General features: G+C 72.8%; 9 protein-coding genes. 3 read left to right on the top strand and 6 right to left on the bottom strand.

Annotated elements, in window-relative coordinates; translation table 11 throughout:
• Positions 1-286 precede the first annotated feature (286 nt).
• From treS to J3486_RS35060, 4 genes are all read right to left on the bottom strand, one after another.
• Positions 287-1987, bottom strand: coding sequence for a maltose alpha-D-glucosyltransferase (gene treS / locus J3486_RS35075; RefSeq protein ID WP_207827823.1), 1701 nt, complete (start codon positions 1985-1987; stop codon positions 287-289).
• 37 nt (positions 1988-2024) lie between these two features.
• Positions 2025-4196 (bottom strand): alpha-1,4-glucan--maltose-1-phosphate maltosyltransferase, encoded by a 2172-nt coding sequence (locus J3486_RS35070; protein WP_229379092.1) that lies wholly within the window; start codon positions 4194-4196, stop codon positions 2025-2027.
• 205 nt (positions 4197-4401) lie between these two features.
• Positions 4402-5619, bottom strand: a complete 1218-nt coding sequence (locus J3486_RS35065; protein WP_229379091.1) for a S8 family peptidase — start codon at positions 5617-5619, stop codon at positions 4402-4404.
• 182 nt (positions 5620-5801) lie between these two features.
• Positions 5802-7268: a cell wall metabolism sensor histidine kinase WalK gene (locus J3486_RS35060; protein ID WP_207827822.1), complete on the bottom strand. Its 1467-nt coding sequence runs from the start codon at positions 7266-7268 to the stop codon at positions 5802-5804.
• Between the two features lie 64 nt (positions 7269-7332).
• On the opposite strand from J3486_RS35060, the gene J3486_RS35055 reads away from it, so the two are divergent.
• The 3 genes from J3486_RS35055 to J3486_RS35045 all read left to right on the top strand — a co-directional run bounded on the left by J3486_RS35055 (position 7333) and on the right by J3486_RS35045 (position 9118).
• A complete protein-coding gene (locus J3486_RS35055) occupies positions 7333-7890 on the top strand; it encodes a 1,4-alpha-glucan branching protein (protein ID WP_207827821.1) in 558 nt (185 codons plus the stop codon).
• A 38-nt stretch (positions 7891-7928) separates the two neighbouring features.
• Positions 7929-8402 carry a hypothetical protein gene (locus tag J3486_RS35050; protein ID WP_207827820.1) on the top strand — a complete coding sequence of 158 codons (474 nt, stop codon included), beginning with the start codon at positions 7929-7931 and terminating at the stop codon, positions 8400-8402.
• 140 nt (positions 8403-8542) lie between these two features.
• Positions 8543-9118: a hypothetical protein gene (locus tag J3486_RS35045; protein ID WP_229379090.1), complete on the top strand. Its 576-nt coding sequence runs from the start codon at positions 8543-8545 to the stop codon at positions 9116-9118.
• On the opposite strand, the gene J3486_RS35040 is transcribed toward J3486_RS35045, so the two are convergent.
• Both J3486_RS35040 and J3486_RS35035 read right to left on the bottom strand, forming a co-directional pair.
• Positions 9115-11454 (bottom strand): PQQ-binding-like beta-propeller repeat protein, encoded by a 2340-nt coding sequence (locus J3486_RS35040; RefSeq protein WP_207827819.1) that lies wholly within the window; start codon positions 11452-11454, stop codon positions 9115-9117. The genes J3486_RS35045 and J3486_RS35040 overlap by 4 nt on opposite strands.
• Before the next feature lie 58 nt (positions 11455-11512).
• Positions 11513-14017 carry a protein kinase gene (locus J3486_RS35035; protein WP_207827818.1) on the bottom strand — a complete coding sequence of 835 codons (2505 nt, stop codon included), beginning with the start codon at positions 14015-14017 and terminating at the stop codon, positions 11513-11515.
• Positions 14018-14216 lie beyond the last annotated feature (199 nt).

Raw genomic sequence — 14216 nt, 5'->3', positions numbered from 1 at the left:
CCGGGTGCCGAGATGCTGTCCAGAACTGCCAGAGGGGGACGTGCCGAGAGTGCGTGAACGAACGTGCGCGATCCGTGGCGCGGGCCGGAAGGGTGCGCGGCGGCGCCTGTCCCGCACGGTATTGGGGGAGAGTGCCCAAGGGGAGGGGACGGAAACCGGGATTGGCGTGTTCTTGGGCATTCCTCCGGTGCGTACGGGGGCGTACCCGCCGACGCCGTCGGCACCGGCGGCCACGCCGCCCTCACCGTCGTGGTCGAGGACCCGGCGGCGAGGGACGACGCGTCGATCAGAGCCCGTCCTTGCGCAACCTGAACCAGTAGAACCCGTGCCCCGCCAACGTCAGCAGGTAGGGCAGTTCGCCGATGGCGGGGAAGCGGACGCCGCCGATGAGTTCGACGGGGTGGCGTCCGTTGAAGGACTGGAGGTCGAGTTCGGTGGGCTGGGCGAAGCGGGAGAAGTTGTGGACGCACAGGACGAGGTCGTCCTTGTACTCGCGCAGGAACGCGATCACGGCCGGGTTGGACGAGGGGAGTTCGGTGTAGGAGCCCAGGCCGAAGGCCGGGTTCTGTTTGCGGATCTCGATCATGCGGCGCGTCCAGTGCAGCAGTGAGGACGGCGACGACATGGAGGCCTCGACGTTGGTGACCTGGTAGCCGTAGACCGGATCCATGATCGTGGGGAGGTAGAGGCGGCCGGGGTCGCAGGAGGAGAAGCCGGCGTTGCGGTCGGGGGTCCACTGCATGGGGGTGCGGACCGCGTCGCGGTCGCCGAGCCAGATGTTGTCGCCCATGCCGATCTCGTCGCCGTAGTAGAGGATCGGCGAGCCGGGCAGCGACAGCAGCAGGGCGGTGAACAGTTCGATCTGGTTGCGGTCGTTGTCCAGGAGCGGGGCCAGGCGCCGGCGGATGCCGATGTTGGCGCGCATGCGCGGGTCCTTGGCGTACTCCGCGTACATGTAGTCGCGTTCCTCGTCGGTGACCATTTCGAGGGTGAGCTCGTCGTGGTTGCGCAGGAAGATGCCCCACTGGCAGGAGGAGGGGATCGCGGGGGTCTTGGCGAGGATCTCGGAGACCGGGTAGCGCGATTCGCGGCGCACGGCCATGAAGATGCGGGGCATGACGGGGAAGTGGAAGGCCATGTGGCATTCGTCGCCGCCGGAGGCGTAGTCGCCGAAGTAGTCGACGACGTCCTCGGGCCACTGGTTGGCCTCGGCGAGGATGACGACGTCGGGGTACTGGGCGTCGATCTCCTTGCGGACCCGTTTGAGGAAGTGGTGGGTGGCGGGGAGGTTTTCGCAGTTGGTGCCCTCCTCGGCGTAGAGGTAGGGGACGGCGTCGAGGCGGAAGCCGTCGATGCCCAGGTCGAGCCAGAAGCGCAGGGCGGCCAGGATCTCCTCCTGGACGGCCGGGTTCTCGTAGTTGAGGTCGGGCTGGTGGGAGAAGAAGCGGTGCCAGAAGTACTGCTTGCGGACCGGGTCGAAGGTCCAGTTGGAGGCTTCGGTGTCGACGAAGATGATCCGGGCGTCCTGGTACTGCTTGTCGTCGTCGGCCCAGACGTAGTAGTCGCCGTAGGGTCCCTCGGGGTCCGAGCGGGACTGCTGGAACCACTCGTGCTGATCGCTCGTGTGGTTCATGACGAAGTCGATGATCACCCGCATGCCGCGCTGGTGCGCGGCGTCGACGAACTCCACGAAGTCGGCCAGATCACCGAACTCCGGCAGCACGGAGGTGTAGTCCGAGACGTCGTAACCGCCGTCCCGCAAAGGGGACTTGAAGAACGGTGGCAGCCAGAGGCAGTCCACGCCCAGCCACTGGAGATAGTCCAGTTTCGCCGTGATGCCCTTGAGGTCGCCGACGCCGTCGCCGTTGCTGTCCTGGAAGGAGCGGACCAGGACCTCGTAGAAGACGGCGCGCTTGAACCACTCGGGGTCCCGGTCTTTCTGCGGGGTGTCCTCGAAGGTGTCCGGGACGGGCTCATTCATGATCATGGTGTGGGTGACCCTCCGAATTCCTCTTCCAGAGAATTCATCGCGGCGTGGACGGTCGCAGGACGGTGAGGACGTGCGCGGGCGAACGGCCCGGCTCTAGACGCACATAGTTCGTCCTGCCCCAGAGATAGGTGTCGCCGGTGAGCTCATCGCGTACCGACAGGGACTCGTGCCAGCCGAGCCCCAGTTGTGGCATGTCCAACGAGACCGTCGCCTCCTGGGTGTGGTGCGGGTCGAGGTTCACGACCACCAGAACCGTGTTCGAACCACTGTGTTTCGAGTACGCGATCACCGCGTCCTGGTCGGCGTGGTGGAAGTGCACGTCACGCAGTTGCCGCAGCGCGGGGCTGCGGCGCCTGATGTCGTTGAGCGCCGTGAGGAGCGGAGCGATCGTCCGTCCCTCGCGCGCGGCCGACTCCCAGTCCCGCGGCCTCAGTTGGTACTTCTCCGAGTTCAGATACTCCTCGCTACCGGGGCGTAGCGGAGTGTTTTCGCAGAGCTCGTATCCGCTGTAGACGCCCCAGGAGGGGGAGAGGGTCGCGGCGAGGACCGCGCGGAGCTCGAAGGCGGGACGGCCGCCGTGCTGCAGGAACTCATGCAGGATGTCGGGGGTGTTGGGGAAGAAGTTGGGGCGCATGCAGGCCGCCGTTTCGGCCGCCAGCTCCTGGACGTACTCGGTGAGTTCCTGCTTCGAATTGCGCCAGGTGAAGTACGTGTACGACTGCTGGAATCCGATCTCGGCGAGGGTGCGCATCATCGCGGGGCGGGTGAACGCCTCCGCCAGGAAGATGACATCGGGGTCGGCGCGGTTGATGTCCGCGATGACCTGCTCCCAGAACACGACCGGTTTCGTGTGCGGGTTGTCGACGCGGAAGATGCGGACGCCGTGCGCCATCCAGTGCCGCAGGATCCGGGTCGTCTCGGCGATCAGGCCCGGCATGTCCTGGTCGAAGGCGATCGGATAGATGTCCTGGTACTTCTTCGGCGGGTTCTCGGCGTACGCGATCGTGCCGTCGGGGCGGTGGTGGAACCAGTCCGGGTGCTTGTCCACCCACGGATGGTCGGGCGAGCACTGCAGCGCGAAGTCCAGGGCCACTTCCAGGCCCAGCTCCGTGGCCCGCGCCACGAACGCGTCGAAGTCGTCGAGCGTGCCCAGGTCGGGATGGATCGCGTCGTGGCCGCCCTCGTGCGAGCCGATCGCCCAGGGCACCCCGACGTCGTGCGGGCCCGGGGAGAGCGAGTTGTTGGGGCCCTTGCGGTACGTGGTGCCGATGGGGTGGATCGGCGGGAGATAGACGACGTCGAAGCCCATCTCCGCGATGGCGGGGAGCCGGCGGGCCGCGGTGGCGAAGGTGCCGCTGACGGGCCGTTTGCCGGGTTCGACGAGGGCGCCCTCCGAGCGCGGGAAGAACTCGTACCAGGAGCCGTACAGGGCCCGCTCCCGCTCCACGATCAGCGGCAACTCCGGGGAAAAAGTGAGGAGTTCACGCAGCGGGTGCCGGGAGAGTACGTCGTTCACGTCCGGGGCGAGGGCGGCGGCGAGGCGGTCCGCGGGCGGGCGGCCGGGGTCGCGGAGCGCGGCGGCGGCCGCGAGCACGGGGGCGCGCAGCCGCTCGGGTATCCCGGCGGCGGCGCGCTCGTGCAGCGACGCGCCCTCTTCCAGGACGAGTTCGGTGTCGATGCCCGCCGGGATCTTGATCCCGGCCGTGTGCCGCCAGGTCGTCACGGGGTCGCCCCACGCCTCGACCGCGAACGTCCACGCGCCGACCGTGTCCGCCGCGACCTCGGCGCCCCAGCGGTCGGTGCCGGGGGCGAGTTCGCGCATCGGCGCCCACGGGCCCTCCCGGCCGTCCGGGCCGCGGAGCACGACATTGGCGGCGACGGCGTCGTGGCCCTCGCGGAAGACGGTGGCGGTGACCTGGAACGACTCGCCGGGGACGGCCTTGGCGGGCCGCGCGCCGCCGGCGATCAGCGGCCGCACGTCCCGGATGGGGATACGGCCCGTGGTGGGGCGGATCGGGGGTGGCGCCGCCTTCTTGGCGGGACGGACCGCAGGTGGCGCCGCCTTCTTGGCGGGGCGGGGCTTCTTCGGGGCCGGTCCGGCCTTGGCGCCCTTCTCGTCGGCGGCCTGGGCCGTGGGTGGTACCGACCCGTCCCGCCGGGCGGGACGCCTGCCCACGGGCTGGGCTGATTTCTTCTTTGCGGGCATGACCGCTCCTGTCCGCGAGGGATTCGGGGGTTGCGGAGACACGCTTCAGGGCTTGGGGGAGCGAGGGCCGTGCGGGGTACCGGGGGAGCCTTCCACGGTCCTCTGCCGGGCAATCCGGTGCTTTGTTAACTACTCGCGCGTAAGGGCACACACAAGACCGGTCCCGCCGTGGACGACGGGACCGGACCATGAACTCACCTCTCGTTTAAGGGTTGTTGACCTGCAGCAGCTTGTTCGGTGAACCGAGTCCCGCCCCGGTCACCCTGCCCGGAACCGCCCGGTCGACCAGTGCCTTGCTCACCTCCGCGGGCGTCGCCCACGCATGATCGGCGAGATACAGCGCGGCCGCGCCCGCGGCGTGCGGCGACGCCATGGACGTACCGGAGAAGGTGGCGCTTCCGGTGTTGCTCGCGTACGACGCGGACGTGATGTCCACGCCGGGGGCGAACAGGTCGAGTCGGGTACCCCAGTTCGAGAAACTCGCACGCGCGTCTTTCTGGTCGGTCGCGCCGACCGTGATCGCTTCCTTGACACGGGCGGGGGAGTACAGGCTCGCCGGGAGGCCGTCGTTGCCCGCCGCCACCGTGTAGGTGACACCGGAGGCGATGGAGTTGCGTACGGCGGCGTCCAGTTGGGCGTTGGCGTAGCCACCCAGGCTCATGTTGGCGACGGCCGGCTTGTGGGCGTGCTTGGTCACCCAGTCGATGCCCGCGATGACCTGGGCCGTTGTGCCGGATCCGTCGTTGTCGAGGACCCGCACCGCGACGACGTTAGCCTTCTTCGCCACGCCGTAGGTCTCGCCCGCGATGGTTCCGGCCACATGCGTGCCGTGGCCGTTGCCGTCCTGGGCCACCGCGTCGTTGTCGACGAAGTCCCAGCCGGAGGAGGCCCGGCCGCCGAAGTCCTGGTGCGTGGTGCGGATGCCCGTGTCGATCACGTACACGGTCACGCCCGCGCCCGCCGACTCCGGCCAGGTGTAGGACTTGTCGAGCGGCAGATCGTTCTGGTCGATGCGGTCCAGGCCCCACGAGGGCGGGTTCTTCTGGTTGTGGTCGTACGTGACGGCGGTGTCCTGCACGACGGAGGCCACGTCCGGGTCGGCCGCGAGCCTCTTCGCCTGCGCCTCGTTCACCTTCACCGCGTACCCGTTGAGGGCGTTGCTGTAGGTGTGGCGGATTTTCGCCCCGTATTTGGCGGCGAGGCCCTTGCCCGCCGCGGACGGCGCCCTGGTTCCCCCCTTCAGCGTCACTATGTAGCTGCCCGCCACGGCGCCGGGTTCACCGGCGCCGAGTATCCGCCCCTGCGCGGGGGCGGCGTGGGCAGGCAGCGTGATGGCCGAAAGCGCCGCGGCCGTGGTGAGCACGGTGAGTCCACCGGCCCATCGCAGCCGCCGCTTTCGCGTCACTGGCACGGTCACTGCCATGGATGAGTTCCCCTCCTCAACTCAGCGCACAATCACGCCAGTTGGCAGCCTCTCGTGTGGTGTGAAGTGCCACAAGGTCGTACGAGGGGGCGGAATCGGCCATATCGCCCGTGGAGGTGGCGTGAGGGTTGCGGCCGGGTTGCGGCGAATTCCGGCCGGATCCGGGAACGGGCCGGCCGCGGTCAGCCCCGGGGCGCGGCGACCGGCGGAGCCGACGAGCCGGGCAGCCGCAGGACCGCCTCGGTGCCGGCCGGCTCGACGGGCCGCAGCGCGACGGAACCGCCCGAGCGCTGCACGGTCTGCGCCACGATGGACAGCCCCAGGCCGCTGCCGGGCAGGGCGCGCGCCGTGGGGGAGCGCCAGAACCGGTCGAAGACGTAGGGGAGTTCGTCCTCGGGGATGCCCGGCCCCGCGTCGCGCACGGTCAGGACGCCCGCACCGGGACCGGCCGCCAGGCGCACGCGCACCTCGCCGTCGGCGGGCGAGAACTTCACCGCGTTGTCCAGCAGGTTCAGCACGGCCCGCTCCAGCGCCGCCGGGTCCGACAGGACGTACCAGTCGTCGAGCGCCGTGGTGAAGCGCAGCCCCGTGCCGCGCCGCCTGGCCCGCTCCAGGGCACGGCCCACCACCTCGTGGAACGCGACCACTTGGAGGGGCGCGTCCGCGGCGGCGCGATCCGGCCGGGACAGCTCCTGCAAGTCCCCGATGAGACCGGCGAGTTCACCGATCTGGGCGGTGACCGAGTCGAGCAGGTCCCTCTTGGCGGCGGCGGGGATGGCGCGGCCTGTGCGCTCGCTGTGGGCGAGCAGTTCGATGTTGGTGCGCAGCGAGGTCAGCGGCGTACGCAGCTCGTGACCCGCGTCGGCGATCAGCTGTTGCTGCCGGTCGCGCGAACTGGCCAGGGCCTGTGTCATCGCGTTGAACGCCTGCGAGAGGCGGGCGATCTCGTCCTGCCCCTCACTGGGAATGCGGACAGTGAGATCTTCCGTACGCGCGATGTGCTCGGCCGTGGCCGTGAGCCGCTCGACGGGGCGCAGACCGGCCCGCGCGATCCCGACACCCGCGCTCGCGGCGGCCAGCACACCGATCCCGGCGACACCGAGCAGCAGGAACGCGAGATTGCGCAGCGGCTGGTCGACGGAGTCGAGGGGCTGGGCGATGGAGACGGCGTACGGGCGGATGCCGGGCGGCAGCAGGGGGCGCGAGGTGGCGACCCGCATCCGCCTGCCGTCCGAGGTGACGGCGTCATGGAGCGTGTTGTGCCGCAGCCCCCGGGCGACGGCGAGATCGTCGGCGGTGGCCCTGATCGGTTGGTTGCCCGAGTCCGCGCAGAGCGTGCCGTCGGCGCGCACCACCTGCACCGTGTACGGCGACGGCCGCTGGTCCCGCCCGTCGGACAGCGGCGGGGTCGCGCCGCAGGTGTCGACCAGCTGCTTCACGTAGCCCGGGGACGCCTCCACGCTCCGCAGATTGGAGTCCAGCTGCCGCGCCAGCTGCTGCCCCGTGAACACGTACGCCGCCACCGACGCCGCGCTCACCGCGACGGCGACCGCGACCGCCGCGAGCAGCCCGAGCCGGGCCCGCAGCGACAGCCGCCGCAGCCGGTCGGCCGGTCGCCGTGTGCCGTGCCGCGTCCCCGTGAGACTCATGGCGAGAGTGTGTGGCGTGAAGATGAGAATGAGGTGAGCGCGGCGGCTGCGGCAGGATGGCCCCATGGCGATCATCCACAGAACGACCCTGAAGCCCACGAAGCTCGAACTCCTCACGGACTGGCTGCCGAAGCAGCCCTGGTACCGGGGCACCGGCACCCCCGAGCTCGGCAAGGCCGGCGGCTTCCGCCTCGACGACCCGGCCGGGCAGGTCGGCATCGAGTTCCTGGCCGCCACCGACACCTCGGGCCCCGAGCCGGTGACGTACCACGTGCCGATGACCTACCGCGGCGCTCCGCTGCCGGACGCCGACGACGCGCTGATCGGCACGCTGGTGCACGGGGTGCTCGGCGACCGCTGGGTGTACGACGGGACCCGGGACCCGCTGCTCATGGGCGAGTTGGCGGCCCTGCTGAGGGGTGAGGTGCCCGCGCACGCGCAGAGCGTCGACGGCGAGCTCGACCCGACCGTGCACGCCTCGCTCGGCGGCGGCGAGGGCCGCTTGGAGATCGTGCGCGTCCTGGAGCCGGGCTCCACGGCGGCCGGCGGGGTCACCGCCGAGTGGGACCTGGGGAACGGGAGCCGGGTGCGCGGCGTCTTCGCCGTCGTGCGGGGCGACTGACACCGGCTGACACGCGCCCGCGCGAAGGGGGTGCGGGCATGCTCGACGACGTGGTGCAGGGGGCGGTGGAAGGGGTGGTGCGCTGGACCCTGGGTCTGGCCACCGGACGGCGGCGGGAACGGTCCGCGCAGCGGGCCGCAGGCCGGACCCCCGACCCCGTCCTGGCGGCGGCCGAGGCCGGCCGCCCCGCAAACCTGGCCTGCGCGCTGCGGTGGAAGGCCGTGGGACAGAGCGCCTTCACGGACGGCTGGCTGCGCGTGAACCAGGGTGATCCGGTCTGGTGGGACCGCAGGACCAAAGGCCAACTGCCTCTGCCCGCAGCCGGATTCACCTGCGTCGAGCGGCGGATCGCACTGCCCGGCGAGTTCTTCCGCGGCGTCCACGGCACATCCTTCGTCCTGCGGCTGCGTGCCGCGGACGGCTCGCAGGCGGAGCTGTCGGTGGCCGCCCCCACCGCCCCGTACGTCCTGCGGCTCCTCACGGGAAGACCGGGCGTCGACCTGGGCAAGTGACGCCCGATGCCCCGGGAGTTGGCGGGATGTCGGATACCACCGAGGCGGCGGAGTCTGACATGGTGGCACCGTCCCCGGCGGTCACCGCCGGTCGACGCACTGTCACGCCGAGTGGGGGAGAAGCCGGAATGAGTGGACGCATGAGAGCACGCACGGGCACGACCGCGCACGCCACGGCAGCCGCGGCCACGGGCCGCCGGCGGCGCCGGATCGGCATCGCGGCTGCCGCGCTCCTGTCCACCGCCGGCGCGCTCGCCGCCACCACGACGCCCGCTCAGGCCTACAGCCCCAACCCCACGGTCAGCGCCTACTACCGCGACACGGACAGCTGCCCGTGCAGCGGCGGCACGCTCACCGACCCGTTCGACAACACGTACTTCGCCTACGACGCGGGCGGCTACGCGGTGAAGCTGGAGCTGAACCAGGGCGGTTCGTTCGTCGGCAAGGTCGAGTTCCACCCGAACGACGAGAAGCTCTGGGTGTACGACACGAAGAACGACGGCGACACCTTCTACGTGCAGGTCTCGTACACCTCGGGCGGCACCGGCCACAACCTCGGCACCTACTCGGCGCCCGGCACCGACGCCGTCATGGACTACGTGACCAAGGACTTCGACATCCCCGAGGGCGCCTACGTCGACATCTCGGTGTACGACGACGCGGGACTCACGGACTACATCGGCGGCGCCCGGGGCACGGGCGCCGCGATCGCCTAGGGCCTGCCCGGCGCCGCCACCGATCCCGCGGCGCCGCCCTGCGTCGACAGATACAGGGCGCCGCCCAGGACGAGCGGTTCGGTGAGCGGGCCGAGGGCCAGGCTCAGACCCGACGCGGTGGGCAGCCGTACGGAGCCCCCGGTGGAGCCGTCCGCGACGTCCAGAGCGCGGATCTCCCGGCGCGCCACGGCGAACACCCGGTCTCCGGCGAGTGCCAGAGCAGCCGTCGACGCGGGCGCCCGCACGTCCCAACGGGTCTCCCCCGTACGCCAGTCGAAGCCCCGTAGCCGCCCGGACCCGTCCCGTACGACGACGATGTCACGGTCGCCGACCACGGGCGCTGCGGCCGGGGTGACCGCGCCGGCCAGGGTGCGCCGGGTCGCGAGCGTCCGGGGGTCGAGCACGGCGATTCCGCGCCGCCCCGTCGACCAGCACAGCAGCGCGTCGTCGTGCGCGAGCAGCCCGGTGCAGTCGATGTCCCGGCGGATCCGGGGCTCGGGCACCGCTTCGGTGGTGTCCAGGCCGGCCGGGGAGCCGTCGGCGAGCGTCAGATGGACCGTCTTCCCGCGCACGACGAGCGGACCGTGCGCGTCCGGCAGATGCCCCGACCACATCTGCTGCCCGTCGCGCGTCCGCAGCGCCTGCACCTCGACCAGCTCGTCGGCGGCGGACGCCTGGTCGTCGACGTTCGCCACGTACAGTCGTCCGCGCGCGTACGTGAGCGCCCGCAGACCCGTGTAACTCATGCGCTGGTACTGCCACTTGATGTCACCGGTCGCCGCGTCCACGGCCGTGACCCCGGCCGCCGCGGCCACGTAGAAGAGGGTGCCGTCGGTGACGGGCGCGATCGCCGGGGCGCCCGGCGGTGTCCCGGGGAACAGGTCGTCGCTCGTGCGGTCCGCGCCGAAGCCCGCCACCCGCCACTTCTCCTTGCCGGTGGCGAGATCCAGGGCGCGGGCCGCACCGTGCCCGTCGCCGCACACCAGCAGCCCGGCGCCGGCCGTGCACCCGCCGGTCCTGCCCGCGCCCTTGACGCTGCGCGCCCACGGCCGCCAGCCCGCCGGCCGCCGCCCGGTGCCGAGTGCTTCGGCGGTGAACTCGCCGCTGTGCGCGGCGTTCGCGTCCGGTACGGCGAGCGGCGCCGGCTCGTGCCGCTGCGACCCGGCCGCGGCCGGGTCGGACGCCGTGGCGTGCGGGGTGCCGCTCCCGTCGCCGGGCAGCAAGGCGGCGAGGGTGACGGTGAGCGCCGTGGCGAGGACGGCGGCCACCGGGATCCACCAGCGGCGGCGGCGCGGCCGCTCCGGCACGGTCGGCGGGGCCTGCGGGCGGGCGAGCGCCGCGGTCGGGGAGTACGGCACCGCGAGCGGCGGCGGCGCCGTCGCCGGTGACGTGGACGCCGCCTCCAACGGCACGGTGCCCGCCGCCTGTTCGCACCGCTCCACGGCCTCTCGGTGCGCGGCGAACAGGGACAGATAGGGGGCGGGCCAGTACGGGTCCCGCGCGTCCGGCGCCGCCGACAGCTCGGCGGCAAGCTTCGCCGCCGCGAGGCGGTCCGCCGGATCGGGGGCGAGACAGCGGGAGACCACGTCGTGCAGCAGCGGCGGCAGTTCGGACAGGTCGGGGGCGCCGGACGCGATGCGGTAGAGGACCGACGCCGGTTCCTCGTCGTCGAACGGGCCGCGGCCGCTCGCCGCGAAGCACAGGATCGCGCCCAGGCAGAACACGTCGGACGCGGGCACCAGCGCATGGCTGCCCGTCAGATGCTCGGGCGACATGTAGCCGGGCGTGCCGATCAGCAGGCCCGTCGCGGTGAGCGCCGTCGCGTCGAAGGCCTGCGCGATCCCGAAGTCGATCAGGCGCGGCCCGTCAGGGGTGAGCAGCACATTGCCCGGCTTGAGATCGCGGTGCAGGATGCGCGCGTCGTGCACCGCGGCGAGCGCCCGCGCCAGGCCCGCGCCCAGGGAGCGCACGGCCGGCACGGCCAGGGGACCGCACCGGTCCACGGCGTCGGAGAGCGCGGGGCCCGGCACGTACTCCGTGGCCAGCCAGGGGAGCCGGGCGTCCGCGTCGCCGTCGAGCAGCGCCGCCGTGTGCGGTCCCGTCACCGTGCGCGCCGCGTCGATCTCGCGGCGGAAGCGGGTCCTGAACTCCGCCTCGACACCGTCCTCCCCGGCCGCGGCCTTCAGGGTCTTCACGGCGACGAGCGGCCCGGCGACCACCCCGCCCGTGACCTCCCGGCGCCCCAGGAACACCTCGCCCATGCCGCCCGCGCCGATCCGCCCGATGATCCGGTACGGGCCGATGCGGCGGACCGGGCCCTGCCACGGGGTCAGCACGACGCCTCCGCTTCCTGTGCGTCCGTCGGGTCCGTTGCGTTCGCTTTCCGTACGTCCGTCACGGCAGCCGCACCGACGTGATCGCCCCGCGGTCGAAGACCACGTGCGCCACCCCGCCCAGCATCAGGACCTCCGGCCGCCGGATCATGTCGCGGATCAGGACCGCGTCGTCGGTGGCCCGCGGCGCGCCGCGGTCGCCGGGCGCCCCGGGCAGCGGTACCGCCCGCGGGGTGCCGAGCCGGCCGCGTCGCTCGTCCAGCGGGATCACGTACAGCTTGTGGTGGTCGGCGAGGACCGCGCGCCCGTCGGCCAGCAGCGGCGCGGACACGCCCGGGCCTCGGACCGGCGCCTTCACCCGCTGCAGCTGCCGGCCGGTGCGCTGGTCGGAGAGGATCAGCTCGCCGCTGTCGGTGTCCTGCGCCAGCGCGTACCGGCGGTCGGTCGCCGTGACGAGGACATCGGCATCGGCGACCTTCTCGTCCAGCGGATACGTGGAGTGGCTCACGGGCTCCAGGGTGCGGGGCGCGTACCGGTCGACCCGGATCCCCGTCGTGGCGCCCGAGCCGTCGGGGCCCTCGGACTCCCGGCTGTCGCAGCGGATCGTGCCGCCGCCCGCGAACAGGTTCCGGCACCCGGCGGCAGTGGTCCCGGCGGCCCGGCCGAGCACCTTGCCGGTGCGGACGTCGACGGAGATCAGCCCGTCGGGCGTGCGCCCGTAGAGCACCCCGTCGAGGACGGCCACGGCCCGGTACGCGCCCTCCACCGCGGTGCTCTCGGCGGGCTTGTCGCTGAGCGTCCTGTCCCACAGGGTGTGGCCGTCACGGGCGTCGTACGCGCGGATCGAGGCGCCGCTGTCCGCCTCCACCCCGAGCTCCCCGCCGCTCAGGGTCGCGATCACCGTGTCGCCGGCCAGCAGCCCCTGGGTGCCGAACCTGCCGCGCCCCGCGGGCGGCGTGGCCTGCCAGCGCACGGCGCCGGTCCGGGTGTCGCGCAATTGCAGCCGGCCGCCCGAGGCGATCAGGGCCTGCCCGCCCCGCACCTGGGGCGGCAGCCGGTCGCCGGACACGAACAGGGTGCCGGTGGCGCTGACGGACGCCTCCTGCGCAGGGCTGCCCGAGGTCCACAGCCGCTTCCCGTCGGCCGCCGACACCGCCTCGTACGTACCGTTCGTCAGCAGGCACACCACGGCGCGGGTGTCCGCCGCGCAGTTCATCGGCGCGTCGCCGAGCCGCCCGTGCCACGGCTTCCAGCCCGGTGCGCGCTGCGCCGTGAACTGCGGGACGTAGCCGCTGCGGTCGTCGGTGCCGCCCGCGTCGACGCCCGCCTGCGCGACCAGTCGGGTGGGGCTCAGGGTGGTCGTCGGCCCGGGGCTCGCACCGCTCCCGGCCGCACCGCCGCCGTCCGCGCTGCCGCCGCCGCGCAGCGCCAGGTACGCGCCGACACCCGCGCCCGCGACGGCCACCGCCGCGATCACCGCGAGCGCCCGCACCCGGCCGCGGCGGGCCAGGGCCGGTGCGGCCGGGTGCGGGGCCGCGGGCGGCGCGGGCGGGTTCGGGCCCTGGGTGGGGAACTGGTGCGGGGCGAGCGTCCGGGCGCCCAGCGGCTGCTCGGGACCGGCATCCGCCGCGGGCTCGGGCAGCGGCAGCAGCGGGGAGCCCGTCGCGCACAGCCGGGAGACCTCCGCGCGGGTGTCGGCGACGGCCCGCACGACCGGCTCGGGCCACGCGGCCTGCCCCGCGGGACACAAGGCGTCGAGCCGCCCGGCCAGCTCCCGCGCCGTGGGCCGCCGCTCCGGGTCCTTCGCCAGGCAGTCGGCGATCACGGGGCGCAACGCGTCGGGCAGCGCGTCGAGTTCGGCTTCGGCCGCCGCCACCCGGAACAGTACGGCCGCCACCGGCCCGTCCCCGAACAGATCGCGGCCGGTCGCCGCGTACGCGAGCACCGAGCCCAGACAGAACACGTCCGACGCCGCCACCACGTGCCGGCCGCCGGCCATGTGCTCGGGCGACATGTAGGCGGGGGTGCCGACGATCCGGCCCGTCGCGGTGAGCGTGGTGGCGGTCAGGGTGCGGGCCACACCGAAGTCGATGACCTTGGGGCCGTCCGCGCCGAGCAGCACGTTCGCCGGCTTCACGTCACGATGCAGCGCGCCCGCCGCGTGCACGGCGGCCAGCGCCCGCGCCATCCCCGCCCCGAGCCGGGCCACCGCGGCGACGGGCAGCGGCCCGTGCCGGCCCACCGCCCCGGCCAGGGTCGGGCCCGGCACGTACTCGGTGGCCAGCCACACCGGCCCGGCGTCCGCGTCCACCGCACTCGCCACGAGCCGGGCCACACCGGGGTCGTGCACGGACTGCGCGACCAGCGCCTCCCGGCGAAAGCGCCGCAGATGGTCCGCGTCCAGGGCCACCTCGTTGCGGATCACCTTCACCGCGACCAGATCGCCGATCCCGTACCCGGCGACGAGCCGCTCGGGACGGGCCAGGAACACCTCGCCCATGCCGCCCGCGCCGAGCCGCGCCAATGTCACGTACGGCCCCACGGCGCGCGGCGATGTCTCGTACAACGGCCCCGGCATCCCCCGCCGCCCCCCAAGTCGCCCGCATCACAAATGTTTTCGACAGTGTTCCACGTGGTGGGGGCGGATCCGGTTCCGGGCGCCCCGCCGTGCGCCGTGGCCCGAAACCTGATCGCGCACTACCGTCGTGGATGAATTCTCGGGCCGCACGAGGACGCGCGCAGGCCCGGCCCGCTGTGTCCCCTGT

It is taken from the genome of Streptomyces sp. VRA16 Mangrove soil (assembly GCF_017377775.1).
Classification (GTDB): domain Bacteria; phylum Actinomycetota; class Actinomycetes; order Streptomycetales; family Streptomycetaceae; genus Streptomyces.
This window is presented reverse-complemented; position numbering and strand designations above follow the sequence as displayed.

Bases quoted from the DNA above. Each gene is read 5' to 3' on its own strand.
- J3486_RS35065 (WP_229379091.1), bottom strand. From the start codon at position 5,619: ATGGCAGTGACCGTGCCAGTGACGCGAAAGCGGCGGCTGCGATGGGCC.
- J3486_RS35070 (WP_229379092.1), bottom strand. From the start codon at position 4,196: ATGCCCGCAAAGAAGAAATCAGCCCAGCCCGTGGGCAGGCGTCCCGCC.
- J3486_RS35055 (WP_207827821.1), top strand. From the start codon at position 7,333: ATGGCGATCATCCACAGAACGACCCTGAAGCCCACGAAGCTCGAACTC.
- J3486_RS35045 (WP_229379090.1), top strand. From the start codon at position 8,543: ATGAGAGCACGCACGGGCACGACCGCGCACGCCACGGCAGCCGCGGCC.
- J3486_RS35050 (WP_207827820.1), top strand. From the start codon at position 7,929: ATGCTCGACGACGTGGTGCAGGGGGCGGTGGAAGGGGTGGTGCGCTGG.
- treS (WP_207827823.1), bottom strand. From the start codon at position 1,987: ATGATCATGAATGAGCCCGTCCCGGACACCTTCGAGGACACCCCGCAG.
- J3486_RS35060 (WP_207827822.1), bottom strand. From the start codon at position 7,268: ATGAGTCTCACGGGGACGCGGCACGGCACACGGCGACCGGCCGACCGG.